Here is a 17,826-nt window from a genome sequence, read left to right as displayed (position 1 = left end):
ATAAGTGCGAACGGTATTTCTAGAGATACCTAAATCTCGCGCGATGCAGCGGATGCTTTGCCCTTGCTGATGTAAAACGTGTATTTCCACTAGTTGCTCCTGATTGATCATAATCCGCCGCTTTGTCCATTTTACGAACGGATAGTTTGCCTCAGGTGGGTCAATTTTAAATCGGCGTTAGTGGGTCATTTTTACATCGGCGCTGACAACGGTAAATCGAATCAATTCTTGAAAGATATTATCGCCAACAAGTACACATTTAAAACGGTAACCATGGATATCGTTCGTGTCTTGGATCACCTAAAAATTCAGTCCGCGCACTTTGTTGGTATGTCTCTTGGTACCATCATAGTACGTAATATTGCTGAACTGGCAATGCCAAGAGTACGGTCTATGGTGTTGGGTGGGGCGGTCACGCGTTTTAATACGCGCTCACAAATATTGGTGAAGATTGGCAATATGAGTAAACATATTATCCCATATATGTGGCTCTACAGTTTATTTGCGTATATCGTGATGCCACAACGTGGACAGAGAGAATCACGGCACCTGTTCGTTAGGGAAGCCAAGAAACTGTGCCAAAATGAATTCAAGCGCTGGTACCGATTAACGACTGAGGTAAACCCGTTGAATCGTTACTTCAAAGAGAGGGAACTACCTATTCCTACTTTGTATTTAATGGGTGAAAAAGACTACATGTTTATCAAGCCAGTGAAAGAAATGGTTGCTGAACATAAGTCCAGCCGACTGTTAGAAATCAAAGATTGCGGTCACGTTTGTAATGTAGAAAACCCTGACGAGTTCAATCGACACTCAATCGCTTTTATTAAATCGGTAACACCTCTCTAGGCGCTAATGTCTGGCAACGCCAACATGCGCCAAATTGTGCTTCGTTGACCTCATGGCACGATGGGCAAACCCACTCGCTTCTTTCTGTATCCGATTTTAACTGCTGCTGCCATTCAGTGATGATCGCTTTGGCTTTCACAATTTGTCGATGGTCAATCAGCCAGACGTAAGGTAAGGTATTTTCATCAAATGGAACTTCACTTCTTAACGTATAAACTCCCTCGCCTCTGACTTCACAGAGAATTCCTTCTTGTTCCAATTGTTGTTGGACGATGTGTGCTTCAGTTGGGCTGTTGCCGATAAAAACCTTCATTATTCTTGAACCCGTGGTGAGCGAGAAATTCGCGCCATAATCCATTTAGCAATCAGTGGAAATAAACCGAGTAGGGCAAACGACGCTAAAACAGTGGGTGAAACGATACCTGACAGACTATTAATGTTGGCAAGTTGTGTGCCTGCATTTAGGTAAACGGCTGTACCAGGCAACATACCCAGTTGACTTACCAAATAATACTTTGACACTTTGATAGGTGTTAAACCCATCAACAGGTTGATGAGGAAAAATGGAAATACCGGAATGAGTCGTAACGAAAACAGATAAAAGGCGCCATCTTTTTCTACGCCTTTGTTGATCGTTTCCAACTTTGAGCCAAACTTGCTTTGAACCCAGTCACGTAGCAAAAAGCGACTACTTAAAAATGCGATGGTGGCGCCAATGGTGCTAGCGAAAGAGACCAGAAGTAGGCTGGTCCAGAATCCGAATAGGGCCGCCCCTAATAGCGTTACCACGGCTGCTCCCGGTATTGAAAAGGCAGTAATCGCTATGTAAGCAAAAAAGTAAACCAATGCGGTAGTAACAAAATTCTGATTGATATATTCGCTGAGTGCGGCTTGTTGAGCCTGAGCATTTTCTAGTGTTAGGTATTGGCCAAAATTAATACCTAAAAAAACAACGATGGAGAGAAGTACGATTCCCAGTATTAGTTTCTTGCTCATGGTGTTGTCCTTGTGACGACTCTTTATTAGTTTAGTAGACAGGACAAGAAGATATTTACTTTCATCTTAAGTTAAAAAAATCAGCCATTAGGCTGATTTTTATTCGGACAGGAAATGACTAGTTAATTAGGCTGGCCAGTTCTTCTCTTTTGTTTTGTGGAATAACGGACCAGTGCGTGCCATTAATAGCACCCTCTAGCGCCCAAAGTAACTCAAGGCCAACCGTGTTTGAGTGTGTACGTTGGATAGCTTTAAATGCTTCCACTGAACCCTGCTCTTGAAGGTCATAAACCGATTCAATTCCAGCTTTTTTGAGCATACGCTCAGTTGCCAGTCTTAAGTTAGGTAAATCTTTGAGTCGATTGGGCTTCGTTTCCGATTGTTGCACTTTTTCTGTTTTCGCAAACTCTAGGGCGGAACGAGCGTGAGTCAAGATAACGTCTTGATCTTGCCAGCAGTCCTCAGGGAGTGCGAAATACTTTGTGACAACGGGGAACCCACGCTTCTTGTAAACATATGGCTTGTAACCAAGTTCCTTAAATTTAGCGATCGTCTGACGGTTAGTTCTGATATGTAATTTGTTATTCACTGCTAATGCAAACATGGTATCGTCAATAAAGATACCAAATCCACCAAACATAGAACGAGACTTAACTCTTCCAAGTTGAGCGAACAATTGCATCGAGTTTTTTAGTATAGGATTGTCCATGCTTATTCTTTTCTCGGTGTTATTGATTGTGTCACCAAAATCAGGTCCGAGAGTATAGCAAACGGGTGTCAGCCCTCTGTTAGCCGAAAACTAAAAGAATGCTAATACCCTTGCCATCGGTAACCCCGCTACCTATCAAATAAATTTGGTTTAGGCCGGTGGCTTTGCGTCCCACCCTTTCAGGTGGTTTGCCCTGTGCGTGACATAGTTAGAATAAATGAAAATGACTCACATCTATGATGGCTCTATGGCAAAAGTGTGATATTGGTTCAGATAATTGACTTGGATTTGTGCGGGAGAGTGTGTCGAAACAAACAATAAAGCTTTCAGTTTATTGGGTGAAGATCAAAAAAAAGTGCCTAGAAAGGCACTTTATTCAGATTTATGCAAGTTTTTTGACAGAATCACGTTCTACAATCTCAGGATGCATTTCGAAAATGCGTTTTTCGTGACCTTTATCTTTGATTCGTTCAAGAAGAATCTCAAATGCGTTCTTACCTACACGGCGCTTTGGTTGGTGAACGGTTGTTAGTGGTGGAGAGAAGTACTCTGCCAATTCAATATTGTCATAGCCAATAACAGAAATATCTTCAGGTACTTTTACACCTAATTGTTGCAGGCGACTCATTAACCCAAAGGCCATCGTATCATTGAAGCAGAATACGGCGGTTGGGCGATCTTCCATTGCTGCAATACGGTTAGCCGCGATAACAGCAGTATCACATTCGAAGTTACCTTCTAGGATTCGGTCATCTTTCATTTCGATGCCCGCCTCCGCAAGAGCGCGCTTATAACCGACGATACGCTCTTGGCAAACCGCTTTCTCTAGATGCCCACTCAGACAAGCAATATCAGTGTGACCGTTATCAATGAGATACTTGGTTGCGAGGTAACCACCTTCTTCCGAGTTATCGATGATTTTATCGGCTTGAGAGCTTTCAGGGCCCCAGTCCATGATCACTTTTGGAATGTCTGAATGACGGTCAAGCATTTCTAACAGCTCTTCCGTTAAGTCAGAACACATAACTAAAATGCCGTCGACACGTTTTTCAGCAAGCATGCGAATATAGTCGCGTTGTTTCTCGTAGACACCACCAGTGTTACAAAGGATTAGTGTATAGCCTTGGCGGTAGCAGTAACTCTCAACACCATCAATCACTTCAGAGAAGAATAAGTTGGTTGATTGAGTCACAAGCATCCCGATGGTTTTCGTCGAGTTACATTTCAAACTACGAGCAACGGCACTGGGTGCATAGTTAAGCTCATCAACAGCGGCCATCACTTTTTCTTGAGTGGCTTCTGCTACGAAACGAGTTTTATTGATAACGTGAGAAACGGTGGTCGTTGAAACGCCAGCTAGGCGGGCGACATCTTTAATTGTTGCCATAGCTATATCCTTTTATCGCGGAGTGCTATTGAAAGCTAATACCGCTTCGAATTCTGGAAACCAAGATCTGGATTCCCAATAAGTAGTGCATTCTGAATGAAAAAACCGCTTTTCAGCGGTCTGGTTCAACAGTTCGACAGGTTATTATTGTGCTTGTTGAATACCAAAGCGGCTTTTGCATTTAAACGGCGGATTGTAGTCTTACCAATTAAGACAAGCAATCACTTATACAACAAATTTATAGATAAGGCGCACTTTTGTCTGTAACCATGAGCGATAAACAGTACGTGCGCCTCAAAATATTAGGCTTGGTCGCCTTTCAAGTAATCAAGATCTAGTTTGACAAGAGCTTGAAGGACAGTAGCTACTGCCGCGTAAAAGCCAAACTCATCATATTGTTGGCACTTAGCCACAAACTGAGGGACCCAAGTAAGAAGCTGCTGCTCAATAAAGTCAGCTTGCATTTCCATTGCTTCATTCATATGAGTTTCAGATTCTAACTCGTTGGAACGAATAATCAGGTTGCCAAGAAAATCGAGCTCGATGGCCAAATGGTCCGCTGGCTCATTCAAGTTTTCGGTCACGGCAATATTATGCTGTGCAAGCAACTCAGACATCACTTGAGCAGGTTTGTCGTTTAACAGCCCTGATTCACCGATATACAGCGAAGCATAAGGCAACGCCCCGTGCTTATCTGTCTTCAAAAATAGGTCACAGAAGTCCGCTGACAATTCTAGCTGGGCGTCTTCACGTACTTGCAGTCTGTTTAGGGCGTCTACCATTGAGCTAATAGGGACTGACAAAGTAGGGTTTTCACCTAAACCCGTTAGGAATGCTCGTATCTCAGGGCTTTGGTATTTCTCAAGCTCTTCTGTAGTTAACTCTCTAGCAAACAAACTTGAAAGCCACCAATATAATTCCGCACGCTGTTCATTAAATGCTTTGATTTCTTGCATTTTCTTCTCTCCAAAAGTGTTACTTCTAGTTTAGCGAATAAAGATGAACAACAGTAATCATTGATGTGAAAAAAAAGGTGAGAAAATGACGGGTTATGAACACGGCAAAAAACGATGTAAGAATGTAAAGAAGATCTCTGTTGCATATTCTAACTTGAGAATTCTATTTGTTTTGAATCAAGAAAAGGCAAGTTTTCTTTAATTCGCGTCAATGTAGGCTAGAATTGTGACTAATTATGAATAGAATGACCCTGTCATTGAAAGATTGAGAAAGAAAGGCATGAAATATCACGTATTGGTAGTGGAAGATGATGTCGTTACCCGTAGTAAGCTTGCCGGTTACTTCGAAAGTGAAGGCTACGTGGTAAGCGAAGCGGAAAGTGGCGAACAAATGCGTCAGATTCTACAGGAGTCGAGTATTGACTTAGTCATGCTCGATATCAATTTGCCAAAAGAAGATGGGCTGATGCTAACGCGTGAACTAAGAAGTCAGTCAGATATCGGAATTATTTTAGTTACTGGGCGCACAGACAGTATCGATCGTATTGTTGGTTTAGAAATGGGTGCCGACGACTACGTAACTAAGCCATTTGAACTAAGGGAACTGTTGGTTCGCGTCAAAAACTTGTTGTGGCGAATTTCTCTTGCAAGAAAGCAACCTGTAATTGAAGAGTCGATTCAGAACGAAAATTTGATTTACTTTGGTGAATGGGTTTTTGACAAGCAGCGTCGCTCGCTCAGTAATAATGGTGAGCCAGTGAAGCTTACTAAAGCAGAATATGAATTGTTGGTCGCCTTGTCGGCGTATCCAAATCAGGTGCTTAGTCGAGAGCGTATACTGAATATGATTAGCCACAGAGTAGACGCACCTAATGATCGTACCATCGACGTGTTGATCCGACGCATGCGTGCGAAGATGGAGCCTGATCCGAAGAACCCACAGATCTTTATCACCGTTCATGGTGAAGGATACATGTTCGCTGGTGACTAACACTGTGTTTTAAGCTTTTGTGAGCCCCAGATTATCATTTCGATACTCTGGGGTTTTTTATTGGAAGCAAGGTTGATTTTCTTCGATATATTAAATGCAATGAGAGGTTGATTTTGTTAACTGCCTCGAATAGATACGCAAACTGGCATTAAGTTCAAAATCGCCATTTTTGATTGAACTATTTTGTAACTGAATCCCTGCAACGTTATAGCGGCAGGAAGCGGTGGATAGTACTAATGTTCAACACAAGGGCTTTTATATGGATGCGATCAGTGGTGTTCAATTTATCACAATAAAGCGGAGGATAAGTTACCTGACTTTACCATTGCTGCTTTGTTCTTTTCCCAGCTTTTCTGACACTTATCAATGTGATGGTCTTTCCGAGTGGCAGGCTGATTTGGCCTACAGTGGAGGGCAAAAGGTAGTTCAAGAAGCTGCTGCTTATCAGGCCAATTGGTGGAGTCAGAGCGTCAGTCCTTCAGAGTATTCAGGGCCGTGGCAAGAGTGGAGTTTGTTAGGTCAGTGTGATGGGCGAGGGGCGACCCAGCCTCCGAATGTGAATGTCCTGTCGCCGATACAAGGAGCCAGCCTTACTTCGGGTAATTTGATGACTTTTGAAGCCAGTGCCAGCGACAGTGATGGGCAAATTAGAGAAGTACAGTTTCTGCTACAGGGCGAGTTAATAGCCACAGTCACAACCGTACCGTATTCAGTCTCGTGGTTGACGCAAGCGGGCAACTATCAGCTCGATGTTGTCGCTAAAGATGACCAAGGAATCACTACCACAGTAAGTCGTACTTTTACCGTGGGGGATGTTGAAAACCAGCATCCAAAAGTCACGTTATCAATGGATACAGAGACTATTGCTCTTGGTGATAACATGCTGCTGTCAGCACAAGCATCAGATGCAGATGGTGTGGTAAGTGAAGTACACTTCAACGTTAACGGCAACACTGTTGCTATGGTTAATACCGCTCCGTGGGAATACCAATGGCAGCCCAATGAAGCGGGTGACTATACTGTTGTCGCGATTGCCACGGATGATCAAGGTGCGAAGTCCGAATCGCCACAAATTTCTATCTCAGTGACACCAGTATCTTCAGGGGGCCGCTGTTCTAACGCGTCGCCGTATGTGCTTGGTTCCAGTTATTCTCAGGGTGCGTTGGTAACGCATAACAATACGCTATTCCAGTGTGATGTCGCAGGATGGTGCGCTTCCAATGCAGCTTGGGCATACGAACCAGGTGTTGGGCAGCATTGGCAAGAGGCATGGACGACGCAAGGGGCGTGTTCATCGCCACCCTCAGTGACATTTGATAGCCCACAGCCGGGAGACACGGTGTTATTGGCAAGCGATGTTTCTATTTTGGCGAGTTCAAACGATGAAGATGGAACAATCGTATCAGTAGAAGCCTTTGTCGGTGGAATGACTCTTGGAGCGTTACCGCAACCTCCTTATCAATGGACATGGAACGCCAACTTGCTAGACGCAGTCGACCTTGAGATCGTCGCAACCGATAATGACGGATTGAAAACAAGTGTTAAGCGAACGATCAATGTCAGTGATAGTGTTATTGTTACATCCGTCACCGACCCCATTTCTGGCAGCGTTGTAGCAGTTGATAAGCCCGTGTTGGTGAGCGCTCAAGCTACCTCATTACAAAGTAATGTGACTCAAGTAGCGCTGTTTGTAAACGGTCAAAGTAGTGCTGTAGCCAGTACGCAACCTTACGTATTTGTATGGACGCCGCCTTCAGTAGGAACCTACCAATTGAATGTGGTTGCAAGTGATGCTCAAGGTAACAGTGTTGCGTCCGACAGCATCATGGTGAGCGCTAAATCTGTGGTTCAGCCTAAACACAAACTGATTGGCTACTGGCATAATTTTGTCAATGGTTCGGGTTGCCCGATCCCACTCAATCAAATGTCTAAAGACTGGGATATTATCGATATCGCCTTTGCCGATAATGATCGTAACAGTAATGGAACCGTTCATTTTAATCTCTACAATGGCGATATTCGTTCCGATTGCGCTCCGCTCGACCCCCTACAATTCAAACAAGATATCAAAGCACTACAAGCTGAAGGTAAGATTTTCGTTCTGTCTTTAGGGGGAGCAGAAGGCACCATTACGTTGAATACCGACTCAGATGAGGCGGCCTTCGTCTCCAGCCTAAGTAATATCATAGAAGAATGGGGATTTGACGGGCTGGATATCGATTTGGAAAGTGGATCTAACTTAGTACATGGCAGCCAAATCCAAGCGCGTTTGCCAAGAGCACTACGTGCGATAGAAGCCAATATGGCCGGGGATATGTATTTGACCATGGCACCTGAACATCCATACGTTCAAGGAGGAATGGTCGCGTATTCTGGTATTTGGGGGGCTTATATTCCGATGATAGATCAGGTTCGCGATATGTTAGATCTGCTGCATGTCCAGCTCTATAACAATGGTGGACTGGCAAACCCCTACACAACAGGCGCGGCGCCAGAGGGGTCCGTCGATATGATGGTCGCGGCATCGAAAATGCTCATTGAAGGGTTTGAACTTGCTGATGGCAGTCGGTTTATGCCTTTGAGAGATGATCAAGTTGCTATCGGCCTTCCATCTGGGCCTAGTTCGGCTAATTCTGGTCAAGCGCCCATTGCCAACATCGACGCCGCATTAGATTGTCTCGTAACCAAGAGTCGATGTGATAGCGTGATTCCAGAACGACCATACCCAAACTTTGGAGGGGTGATGACGTGGTCGATCAATTGGGATCAACATGATGGATTTAACTTTTCAAAACCTGTGAAAGCGAAACTGGAACAGTTGGAGCAGCAATAAAAAAACGCCTCACTTTACGTGAGGCGTTCTAATTTGTGCATCAAACATTATTGCGCTTTTGCTGGCTCTTGAGATTCCTCTGGGGCCAGTTGAGCTTCGATGTCTTGTTGTGTGATTTTATCAGCATCTGCAGAAGACTCTAATTCAGACACAGAAGGCATAAATTCTTGATTGCCTTCGTTAGCGACCCATTCCCGAAGGTCTTGCCAAATTAGTCCCGTTGTCTCGTGCCAATAGCGCTCAGTCTGCTCTAAGTACCGAGATGATGGTGTGTACTTTTGCCAAGCCTGCTCAATCTCTTTTTGTGCTAAGAAGTTAGTTGGTGCAGGGTATGGCGTTAAACCTGCCGCTTCGAATTCGTACATGGCACGCTTCATATGACTGGCTGATGTTACCAAAACAAGCTGTTTATTTTGTACAAAGGCAGCGGCTTGACGAGCTTCCTCCCAAGTATCTTTCGCGGTTTCCAATAAAATGATATCTGGCTTTGAAACCCCTAATGCCAGAGCGACTTTGGCCATCGTCCTTGCGTGGCTAACACCAGTTCCACCATCATAACCGGATAGAATGAGCTTTGCTCCGGGGTACATTCTGAGAATACGAATACCTTCACTCAAACGCATTAACGAGGCTCGGCTCAGCTCCGAAGTAGGTGGAATTTGATCATCGACCACATGTCCACCGCCAAGCACCATGACGTAGTCAATGGTTTGGTTAATTGGCAAGAAAGCACTGTACTGACGCTCAAGTGGCATCAAGAGGCGGCTAGATAACGGTTGGAATGAAATAAGAAAAGTCCCACACAGAGACACGAGAATAATCAGGCTTCCGAGTTTACGGCGTGCCGTAAACATGATGAGAACTAAGCCCAAGAAACCAAGAATTAACATGGCAGGTAAAGGCATTAGTAATGAAGACACAACCTTTTTCAGCTCAAACATAGAATAATAGTCCGAAAAAACACCACTTAACGCTAAAAAAGGGAGTTGCCCCTTTATTCCTGTCACTTATATGACAGAATAGCTGTATAACTGGTTATCTTAACTCAATATACCGTGATGCAAGACCGAAATTTCGACGATATCGCCCACAAATTTGCAAAAAATATTTACGGCTCAGAGAAGGGTGAAATTCGCCAAACTATTGTTTGGGAAGACTTAACCCAAGCTCTCGATGCGCTGGATGATACAAGAAAAGCGCTAGAAGTTTTAGATGCTGGTGGTGGATTAGGGCAGGTTTCGCAACGAATTGCAAACAGGGGGCATAAGATCACATTATGTGACCTCTCTTCTGAAATGCTTAAGTTGGCGCAAGCTGATGTTGAAAAAAACGGGCTACTCTCGCAATATCGCTGGGTACACAGCCCGGTACAAAGTATCGCCGAACATTTGACTCAACCAGTAGATTTAGTGTTGTTTCATGCCGTGATGGAGTGGCTAGCGGAGCCTAAACCTGCGCTAGAAGCGGTTTTGCAGCAAGTAAAACCTGGTGGTATCGCGTCTGTCATGTTTTACAACCATCATGGATTGGTATTTAAGAACGTTATATGTGGCAATATTCCGCATGTACTTGACGGCATGCCACATAGAAAAAGATTCAAGCTTCAGCCACAAAAAGGGCTAAAGCCAGAGGAAGTGTATCAATGGATAGAGGATGCGGGGTTTGAAATATGTGGCAAATCTGGTATTCGTTCATTCAGCGACTACATTGGCAATATGCAATACATGGGAGACTACACCGCTGAGGATGTTCTAAAACTAGAACAGCAGTTGTGTCGCCAAGAACCTTATCTCTCCATGGGCCGATACATACATGTATGGGCGAGGAAAAAACATTTACAGGAAAGACCATGAGTGATAACACTCTAAATGCAGATGACCGACCGATTGATGAACTCGTCGGCTGGGTCAAACAGCATGATTTTGCATTGAATCTTTCCACTGAACGGTTGGCATTTCTCATATCTATTGCGGTACTGAGTAATGAAAGATTTGATGAAGAACTGGGGGAAGGCGAACTACACGATGCGTTCAAGATCGTCACGCAACAGTTCGAGCAAACGGGCGAAGCGACCGCGTTTCGTGCCAATAATGCGATTAATGAATTAGTTAAACAGAGGCTGTTAAGTCGTTTTACCAGTGAGATAAACGACGGTGCAAGCATCTATCGTCTAAGTCCACTTGCGATTGGCATAACCGATTATTATGTCAGGCATCGTGAGTTCTCCAAACTCAGACTATCGATCCAGCTTTCGATGGTGGCCGATGAAATGGCAAAAGCCATTCTCGCCGCTCAGGAAGGTGGTACGGTTGGGCATTGGCGTAAGAACGTATTTGGCGTTCTGAAATACTCTGTGGGTGAGATTTTCGATCAGATTGATTTGAACCAACGAGTTATGGATGAGCAGCAGCAGTCGGTCAAATTGCAAATTGCAGAGCTACTCAATAAAGACTGGCGAGAAGCCATCAATAACTGTGAGGCTTTGCTATCCGAGACTTCTGCGAATCTTCGAGAACTTCAAGATACTCTGCAAGCTGCTGGGGATGAACTACAAACTCAAATTCTAGATATCCAAGAGATCGTCTATGGAGACGATGAACTTGAGTTTGTGGGAGAGGCACTCTTTGGCTTGCAAATGAAGCTGGATCGAATCATTAGCTGGGGTCAGCAAGCGATCGACTTATGGATTGGCTACGATCGCCACGTACATAAGTTTATCCGTACTGCGATCGATATGGATCAAAACCGAGCGTTCAGCCAAAGACTTCGCCAGTCCGTGACCGACTACTTTGATGCGCCATGGTATTTAACTTATGCCGACGCAGAAAAACTCACTGACCTTCGTGATGAAGCTTTAGTACTTCGTAATGACGAAGTCACAGGGGCTGTGCCACTTGAAGTGGAATATGAAGAATTTGAACAAGTAAATGATGAACTTGCCGAGCGCATTGGGGACATGCTGAAAGTGCATAAAGAGCAAGGTGCTCCAATTGATTTAGGCATAGTGCTCAGAGATTATCTTGCGGCACACCCACACTCTCATCATTTCGATCTCGCGAGAATTGTTGTGGACCAAGCAGTTCGATTGGGCTATTCCCAATCCGATTACTCAGCCATTCAACCCGATTGGCAAGCTATCAATGATTTTGGCGCAAAGGTACAAGCAAATGTCATCGACAAATATTGACGAATACATGCCAGAAAAACTGGCAAAAGCGATTACAAATCCGCTTTTCCCTGCACTAGATAGTGCGCTTCGTGCGGGTAAACACATCTCTTCAGAGGACTTGGATAATCACGCTCTTTTGTGTGATTTCGATGTGGAACTGGCGAGTTTCTATCAGCGCTATAACACCGAATTGGTGAAAGCACCTGAAGGTTTCTTCTATCTGCGCCCTCGTTCAACCACGTTAATCGGTCGCAGCGTATTATCAGAATTAGATATGCTCGTGGGTAAAGTATTGTGCTTTTTGTATTTGAGCCCAGAGCGCTTAGCGCATGAAGGCATTTTTACCAATCAAGAACTGTATGACGAGCTGTTGGCACTTGCTGATGAAAAGAAACTGATGCGCCTTGTCACTAATCGCGCGACTGGCTCTGACCTTGATAAAGAGAAACTGTTTGAAAAAGTTCGTACGTCGTTACGTCGTTTGCGTCGTTTAGGTATGACGATCTCAATTGGCGACACGGGTAAATTCCGTATCAGTGAAGCCGTGTTTCGCTTTGGCGCTGACGTTAGGGTTGGTGATGATATGCGCGATGCTCAATTGAGATTGATCCGTGATGGCGAAGCAGTGGCGCACAGCCAAGTGCCATCTCAAGGTAGCTTGATCCCAGATGAAGAAGTGAAAGTGACAGAGTTAACAGAACAGCCCATGGATACTCAACAACAAGATCAGGAGACTGACGTATGATTGAAAGAGGTAAATATCAATCAATGACGATGGTCAACTGGAACGGCTTCTTTGCACGTACTTTTGACATCGATAGCCTAGTGACCACGTTATCTGGGGGTAACGGCGCGGGTAAATCCACCACAATGGCGTCCTTTATTACGGCTTTGATTCCCGATCAAAGTTTGCTGCACTTTAGAAACACCACAGAAGCCGGCAGTTCTCAGGCGTCGAGAGATAAAGGTCTGTACGGCAAACTGCAACCAGGCACGTGTTACTCAGCACTTGATGTTGTGAACTCACGCAATCAACGAGTGCTGTTTGTGGTCAAATTGCAGCAAGTTGCTGGACGAGACAAAAAAGTCGATATCAAACCGTTTATTATTCAAGGTTTGCCAAGCAGCGTAAAGCCGACAGATATTCTGATAGAAGCCGTGTCTGAGAACCATGCACGCGTCCGCCAAATCAATGAAGTAAAAGACGCAGTCAGCGATATGGAAGGCGTTCATTTTAAAGCGTTCAGTTCGATTGTTGATTATCACGCACAAATGTTCGAGTTTGGTGTGTTGCCAAAGAAATTGCGTAATAGCAGCGACCGCTCAAAGTTCTATCGTCTGATTGAAGCCTCGCTTTATGGTGGTATTTCAAGTGCCATTACCCGTTCTCTGCGTGACTATTTATTACCTCAAAATGGTGGGGTAAAGAAAGCGTTCCAAGATATGGAATCTGCGCTACGTGAAAACCGCTTAACGCTTGAAGCAATCAAGACCACCCAAGCTGATCGTGATTTGTTTAAACATCTGATCACCGAGTCGACCAATTACGTGGCAGCCGACTACATGCGCCACGCTAATGAACGTCGTAACAAGCTCGAGACAACGATGAAACTGCGTGGTGAGCTGTTTGGCTCCCGTCAAACGCTCATTGCTCAAAATGAACTGCTAAACAAAGTCCAGCAAGAACTGTCGATGTTGGTAGAGAATGAGTCAGGTCTAGAGCAAGATCATCAAGCGGCGCAAGATCACCTGTTGTTGGTGCAAAACGCTCTGCGTCAACAGGAGAAGATTGAGCGCTACCAAGAAGATCTTGAAGAGCTAAACGAGCGTCTTGAAGAGCAGATGATGGTCGTAGAAGAAGCGAATGAGCGTAAGCTTGCCGCTGAAGAGCAGGCGACATTTGCGGAAGAAGAGGTGGATAGCCTTAAGACTCAGCTAGCTGATTACCAGCAAGCGCTGGATGTGCAGCAAACGCGTGCGCTGCAATATCAGCAAGCGGTACAAGCGCTTGAGAAAGCACGCCACCTGCTTGAAAACGAATCATTGAATCAAGATGGCGCAGTTGAAACGCTCAGCCAACTAAAATCGCAAGAGTCACAAAGTACAACTGAGCTACTTGAGCTTAAACATCGCCTTGATATGTCATCAGCCGCTGCACAGCAGTTTGAACAAGCGTTGTCACTGGTCAAGCAGATTGCGGGTGATGTGGAGCGTAGTGAAGCAAGCCATGTCGCGAAAACGGCGATTAAACAAGCAGACGAACATCGTCAACTACTGAAAAATGAAGCTCAGCTTCGCGCCCAATATCGTGAACTTGAGAACAACATTGAGCGTCAGCAGCAAGCACAGAAGCTGGCAAGCGAGCTTGGTGGCGCTGGGATCCGTGTTGATAGCGAAGCGGATCTCGAAATGGAAGCGGAGAGCCAACGCGAGCGTGTACTTGAGTGCGAGCAGCAGCTTGAAGCTTTTCGCGAGGCATCAGGCGAGATCAAACAGCGCGAACAAGAGTTTGTGTCTGAGATCAGCAAGTTAGAGAGCTACGCGCCGAAGTGGATCAAATCCTTTAATGCATTGGAAGACCTTCGTGAGCAGAGTGGCATGGAGCTGGTGGATCGCGCAGATGTCATCAGTTCAATGCAAACCACTAATGACAATGAGCGTAAAACCTCTTTTGAACGTGACTCACTGGCGAAACGCCGTGAAGAGCTAGAGCTTGAGATTGAACGCCTTGCCTCACCTGGTGGTTCAAACGATCCTCGCTTGAAAGGTCTGGCGGATACGCTTGGTGGCGTTCTGCTGTCTGAGATTTATGATGATATCACCATCGATGATGCACCTTACTTTAGTGCAATGTATGGCCCAGCGCGTCATGCTATCGTGGTATCAAACCTAGACGGTATTAAAGAAAAGCTGGTTGAGCTTGATGATTGTCCGGAAGATCTGTACATCATTGAGGGCGACATCGATGCTTTTGATGATAGCTCCTTTGATGCTGATGAGCTTGATGGTGCGGTATGTGTTCAGCTTAATGAACGCCAACTGCGTTACTCACGCTTTCCTAAGATCCCACTGTTTGGCCGCGCAGCACGTGAACAGCGTTTAGAGCTTCTCCGTGAACAACGTGAAGAAACGGTAGAAAAACACGCGAAAGCGGCGTTTGATGCACAAAAGCTGCAGCGCCTATATCAAGCGTTCAATGCGTTCGCAGCAGAGCACATGCAGCTGGCGTTTGAAGCCGATCCTGAAGTGGAACTGGCGCGTTTCCGTGAACTTCGCAGCCAGATAGCGCGTGAGCTCAATGACAACAAACAGCGCGAGCAACAAGCGAGTGCGCAGTTGTCGAAATCTAAGCAGTGCGTGAGTTTGTTGGATCGTTTATCTATCAGCGCTAACGTGCTATTCGATGAGACTTTGGCGGAGCGTCATCAAGAGCTTCAATCTCAAATTGAAGAGCTCAATGGGGCCAAGAGCTATATTCAGCAACACGGCGCAGCGGCAGAAAAACTGGCTGCCGTTGTGAATGTTCTAGATAGTGACCCAGAGCAATTTGATGCGTTAACTAGCCAATATCAAAGTGCTGATAAAGCGCTGCAAACGTTAAAAGCTCAGATCTTTGCCGTTGCTGATTTGGCTGAACGTCGTCCTTACTTTGCTTATGCTGATTCTATGAATATGTTGAATCAAAGCAGTGAACTTAGTGAGCAACTTAAAGCGAAATTAGTCCAAGCTGAATCCACGCGTTCGCGTTTGCGAGAAGGCTTAAAGCAAGTTCAAGAGCAAGCCAACCAATACAACCAAGTATTGGCATCTCTAAAGAGCTCACATCAAGCTAAACTGGAGACGGTTCAAGAGTTTAGAGCAGAGCTACAGGAGTACGGGATTGTTCCGGACGAATCTGCATTGGAGCGCGCAGAGCAACGTCGTGACGAACTTCATTTAGCACTGCAAACTTCTCGTACCCGTAAGAGCGAGTACGAAAAAACTATGACGTCCACCGAACTTGAAATGAAAGGTTTGGCGAAACGTCTGAAAAAGGTGCAGAAAGAATATATCGAACTACGTACCTACGTTGTGGCGGCGAAAGCGGGGTGGTGTAGCGTATTACGTCTTGCTAAAGCTAATGATGTTGAACGTCGCTTGCACAAACGTGAACTTGCTTATATGAGCGCCGCTGAATTACGCTCAATGTCAGATAAGTCGTTGGGGGCATTGCGTTTAGCTGTCGCCGACAACGAAGATCTGCGCGATTCACTGCGCCAGTCGGAAGATACTTCAAAACCAGAACGTAAAGTTTTGTTCTACATTGCGGTATATCAACATCTAAGAGAGCGTATTCGTCAGGATATCATTCGCACCGATGATCCGGTTGAAGCTATCGAAGAGATGGAAGTGGAACTGGCTCGCTTAACCGAAGAGCTGACGCAACGTGAAAACCGTTTGGCTATTAGCTCTGAGTCGGTATCAAGCATTATTAAGAAAACGATTCAGCGTGAGCAGAACCGAATTCGTATGCTTAACCAAGGTCTGTCGAATATTCATTTCGGCCAGGTGAAAGGAGTTAGACTGAATGTCAAGATTCGTGAGAGTCATGAGCAATTGTTAGTCGCCCTAACCGGTGAGCACAAGGACTTGTTTGAGACAACCCGTTATACCTTCTCTGAAGCAATGGCTAAGTTGTTCCAGCGTGTTAACCCACATATCGATATGGGGCAACGCTCGCCGCAAGTATTGGGCGAAGAGTTACTGGACTACAGAAACTATCTTGAACTCAGTGTTGAGGTTAACCGTGGTTCGGATGGTTGGCTACAAGCCGAATCTGGTGCGCTATCGACCGGTGAAGCTATCGGTACAGGTCAGTCTATCCTATTGATGGTAGTGCAAAGTTGGGAAGAAGAATCTCGCCGCTTACGCAGTAAAGATATCTTGCCGTGTCGTCTACTCTTCTTAGATGAAGCTGCGCGTCTTGATGCTAAATCCATCGCGACACTATTTGAATTGTGTGATCGTCAAGGGATGCAGCTACTTATTGCTGCGCCAGAGAATATCAGCCCTGAGAAAGGCACTACATACAAATTAGTGCGTAAGGTGTTTAAAGATCACGAGCATGTTCATGTTGTCGGTCTTCGCGGTTTTGGTGAAAACAAACGATTAGACGATGCCGAAAAATTAGTGGAACAAGCCACGGCATAACACAAACATAAAAAGCCTTCTGTTTAGAAGGCTTTTTTTGACCCAATAATGTCAAAGCAGAATTATCCCCTATGAGGTTTCCACTTTTTTCAAGAGATCGCTTTTCACAATTTCAAGTGCTTCGAGAGCTACGTTTGGATCGATCTCGTTACTTTCCAGCAGAAAGATAAGATCAACAGCAAGTTTGATTGCTTCGGGGGCGTTATCCAGTCCAGATTCAGAAGACATTATATAAATCTCATCCTTTGATTGATGGTGTGTTGAATCGCATTCATCGCATTGCGACAGCGCTGAAGACGTTGCTCAGTTAAGATAAGCTGTTGCTTTGTGGCTTTATCTGCTGTTAGTTCTCGCTCTTGTTGTCTCACAAGAGCGCACAACTTTTGTTCCCAAACTTGATGCTGTTTAAGGTCGGCTTTTAGTTGTACGAGAGATTGACACGCTAATGCATTATCCGGGTTAGAATTCGCATTGGCTAATACTCGCTCAATAGCCTCCAATTGATCGGCAAACTTAGTCACCCAGGTTGCTGAGGATGCCGCATCAATACCTTGTTGGCTAAGCGCAATAATTTTGTCTAAGGTGTGTTTTGCTTCTGCGACGCAAGGTTGAAGTGATGTGCCTGAAGAGGAGAAAAGATGCTCGTCAAACCAAGGTTTCTGATGACCGCGATGTTGTAGATCGAAGGCATGAGCATCATGATAGAGCTGCTTTAATCGAGATTTAACATCGGCTAATTTCATTAC

15 protein-coding genes, 1 pseudogene and 1 riboswitch are annotated in these 17,826 nt (G+C 45.0%); of the genes and pseudogenes, 7 read left to right on the top strand and 9 right to left on the bottom strand.

Annotated features, from left to right (window positions below; translation table 11 throughout):
* A partial coding sequence (locus VTH8203_RS14985) for a helix-turn-helix domain-containing protein (RefSeq protein WP_158296086.1) occupies positions 1 to 111 on the bottom strand: 111 nt, incomplete at its 3' end.
* Positions 112 to 207: 96 nt separating this feature from the next.
* Between VTH8203_RS14985 and VTH8203_RS14980 the strand changes: the two are divergent.
* Positions 208 to 849 (top strand): annotated as a pseudogene (locus VTH8203_RS14980) (alpha/beta fold hydrolase); the annotation flags it as partial.
* Here VTH8203_RS14980 and VTH8203_RS14975 read toward each other — a convergent pair.
* The 5 genes from VTH8203_RS14975 to torD form a co-directional block, all read right to left on the bottom strand.
* Complete coding sequence (locus VTH8203_RS14975; protein ID WP_096994390.1) at positions 827 to 1,162, bottom strand: putative signal transducing protein; 336 nt, start codon at positions 1,160 to 1,162, stop codon at positions 827 to 829. The pseudogene VTH8203_RS14980 and the gene VTH8203_RS14975 sit on opposite strands and share 23 nt — an antisense overlap.
* Positions 1,162 to 1,845: a TVP38/TMEM64 family protein gene (locus VTH8203_RS14970; protein WP_096994389.1), complete on the bottom strand. Its 684-nt coding sequence runs from the start codon at positions 1,843 to 1,845 to the stop codon at positions 1,162 to 1,164. Before VTH8203_RS14970 ends, VTH8203_RS14975 begins: the two co-directional genes overlap by 1 nt.
* Positions 1,846 to 1,963: 118 nt before the next feature.
* Positions 1,964 to 2,554, bottom strand: a complete 591-nt coding sequence (locus VTH8203_RS14965; protein WP_096994388.1) for a TfoX/Sxy family DNA transformation protein — start codon at positions 2,552 to 2,554, stop codon at positions 1,964 to 1,966.
* A 115-nt stretch (positions 2,555 to 2,669) separates the two neighbouring features.
* A riboswitch (cyclic di-GMP riboswitch) is annotated at positions 2,670 to 2,757 on the bottom strand.
* Between the two features lie 179 nt (positions 2,758 to 2,936).
* A complete protein-coding gene (gene purR, locus VTH8203_RS14960) occupies positions 2,937 to 3,941 on the bottom strand; it encodes an HTH-type transcriptional repressor PurR (protein WP_096994387.1) in 1,005 nt (334 codons plus the stop codon).
* Positions 3,942 to 4,243: 302 nt separating this feature from the next.
* Positions 4,244 to 4,897 (bottom strand): molecular chaperone TorD, encoded by a 654-nt coding sequence (gene torD / locus VTH8203_RS14955; protein WP_096994386.1) that lies wholly within the window; start codon positions 4,895 to 4,897, stop codon positions 4,244 to 4,246.
* A 280-nt stretch (positions 4,898 to 5,177) separates the two neighbouring features.
* On the opposite strand from torD, the gene torR reads away from it, so the two are divergent.
* Entirely contained in the window at positions 5,178 to 5,888 is a 711-nt protein-coding gene (gene torR, locus VTH8203_RS14950) for a two-component system response regulator TorR (RefSeq protein WP_096994385.1), read from the top strand.
* Between the two features lie 259 nt (positions 5,889 to 6,147).
* Positions 6,148 to 8,721, top strand: coding sequence for an Ig-like domain-containing protein (locus VTH8203_RS14945; RefSeq protein ID WP_096994384.1), 2,574 nt, complete (start codon positions 6,148 to 6,150; stop codon positions 8,719 to 8,721).
* A gap of 47 nt (positions 8,722 to 8,768) precedes the next feature.
* Here VTH8203_RS14945 and elyC read toward each other — a convergent pair whose 3' ends face one another.
* Positions 8,769 to 9,662, bottom strand: a complete 894-nt coding sequence (gene elyC, locus VTH8203_RS14940) for an envelope biogenesis factor ElyC (protein WP_096994383.1) — start codon at positions 9,660 to 9,662, stop codon at positions 8,769 to 8,771.
* 117 nt (positions 9,663 to 9,779) lie between these two features.
* Between elyC and cmoM the strand changes: the two genes are divergently transcribed.
* The 4 genes from cmoM to mukB are packed head-to-tail and all read left to right on the top strand — an operon-like array spanning position 9,780 to position 17,080.
* Positions 9,780 to 10,574, top strand: a complete 795-nt coding sequence (cmoM, locus tag VTH8203_RS14935; protein WP_208617754.1) for a tRNA uridine 5-oxyacetic acid(34) methyltransferase CmoM — start codon at positions 9,780 to 9,782, stop codon at positions 10,572 to 10,574.
* The gene (gene mukF, locus VTH8203_RS14930; protein WP_096994381.1) at positions 10,571 to 11,908 is read left to right on the top strand and encodes a chromosome partition protein MukF; all 1,338 of its coding nucleotides are present in this window, start codon (positions 10,571 to 10,573) and stop codon (positions 11,906 to 11,908) included. The genes cmoM and mukF overlap by 4 nt, the downstream gene beginning before the upstream one ends.
* Entirely contained in the window at positions 11,889 to 12,635 is a 747-nt protein-coding gene (gene mukE / locus VTH8203_RS14925) for a chromosome partition protein MukE (protein ID WP_096994380.1), read from the top strand. The genes mukF and mukE overlap by 20 nt, the downstream gene beginning before the upstream one ends.
* Complete coding sequence (gene mukB, locus VTH8203_RS14920; protein WP_096994379.1) at positions 12,632 to 17,080, top strand: chromosome partition protein MukB; 4,449 nt, start codon at positions 12,632 to 12,634, stop codon at positions 17,078 to 17,080. Before mukE ends, mukB begins: the two co-directional genes overlap by 4 nt.
* Positions 17,081 to 17,149: 69 nt before the next feature.
* Here the strand turns inward: mukB and rsmS are convergent, their stop codons facing one another.
* Positions 17,150 to 17,308 (bottom strand): pleiotropic regulatory protein RsmS, encoded by a 159-nt coding sequence (rsmS, locus tag VTH8203_RS14915; protein WP_370739240.1) that lies wholly within the window; start codon positions 17,306 to 17,308, stop codon positions 17,150 to 17,152.
* Positions 17,308 to 17,823 (bottom strand): primosomal replication protein PriC, encoded by a 516-nt coding sequence (priC, locus tag VTH8203_RS14910; RefSeq protein ID WP_096994377.1) that lies wholly within the window; start codon positions 17,821 to 17,823, stop codon positions 17,308 to 17,310. The genes rsmS and priC overlap by 1 nt, the downstream gene beginning before the upstream one ends.
* Between the last annotated feature and the right edge of the window lie 3 nt (positions 17,824 to 17,826).

The sequence above is a fragment of the Vibrio thalassae genome (genome assembly GCF_900089835.1).
In the GTDB taxonomy this organism is placed as follows: Bacteria; Pseudomonadota; Gammaproteobacteria; order Enterobacterales; family Vibrionaceae; genus Vibrio; species Vibrio thalassae.
This window is presented reverse-complemented; position numbering and strand designations above follow the sequence as displayed.

Excerpts from the sequence above, each read along its gene's own strand:
- priC (WP_096994377.1), bottom strand. The coding sequence starts at position 17,823 with ATGAAATTAGCCGATGTTAAATCTCGATTAAAGCAGCTCTATCATGAT.
- mukF (WP_096994381.1), top strand. The coding sequence starts at position 10,571 with ATGAGTGATAACACTCTAAATGCAGATGACCGACCGATTGATGAACTC.
- rsmS (WP_370739240.1), bottom strand. The coding sequence starts at position 17,308 with ATGTCTTCTGAATCTGGACTGGATAACGCCCCCGAAGCAATCAAACTT.
- cmoM (WP_208617754.1), top strand. The coding sequence starts at position 9,780 with ATGCAAGACCGAAATTTCGACGATATCGCCCACAAATTTGCAAAAAAT.
- torR (WP_096994385.1), top strand. The coding sequence starts at position 5,178 with ATGAAATATCACGTATTGGTAGTGGAAGATGATGTCGTTACCCGTAGT.
- VTH8203_RS14970 (WP_096994389.1), bottom strand. The coding sequence starts at position 1,845 with ATGAGCAAGAAACTAATACTGGGAATCGTACTTCTCTCCATCGTTGTT.
- VTH8203_RS14975 (WP_096994390.1), bottom strand. The coding sequence starts at position 1,162 with ATGAAGGTTTTTATCGGCAACAGCCCAACTGAAGCACACATCGTCCAA.
- VTH8203_RS14945 (WP_096994384.1), top strand. The coding sequence starts at position 6,148 with ATGGATGCGATCAGTGGTGTTCAATTTATCACAATAAAGCGGAGGATA.
- mukB (WP_096994379.1), top strand. The coding sequence starts at position 12,632 with ATGATTGAAAGAGGTAAATATCAATCAATGACGATGGTCAACTGGAAC.
- elyC (WP_096994383.1), bottom strand. The coding sequence starts at position 9,662 with ATGTTTGAGCTGAAAAAGGTTGTGTCTTCATTACTAATGCCTTTACCT.
- purR (WP_096994387.1), bottom strand. The coding sequence starts at position 3,941 with ATGGCAACAATTAAAGATGTCGCCCGCCTAGCTGGCGTTTCAACGACC.
- VTH8203_RS14965 (WP_096994388.1), bottom strand. The coding sequence starts at position 2,554 with ATGGACAATCCTATACTAAAAAACTCGATGCAATTGTTCGCTCAACTT.
- torD (WP_096994386.1), bottom strand. The coding sequence starts at position 4,897 with ATGCAAGAAATCAAAGCATTTAATGAACAGCGTGCGGAATTATATTGG.
- mukE (WP_096994380.1), top strand. The coding sequence starts at position 11,889 with ATGTCATCGACAAATATTGACGAATACATGCCAGAAAAACTGGCAAAA.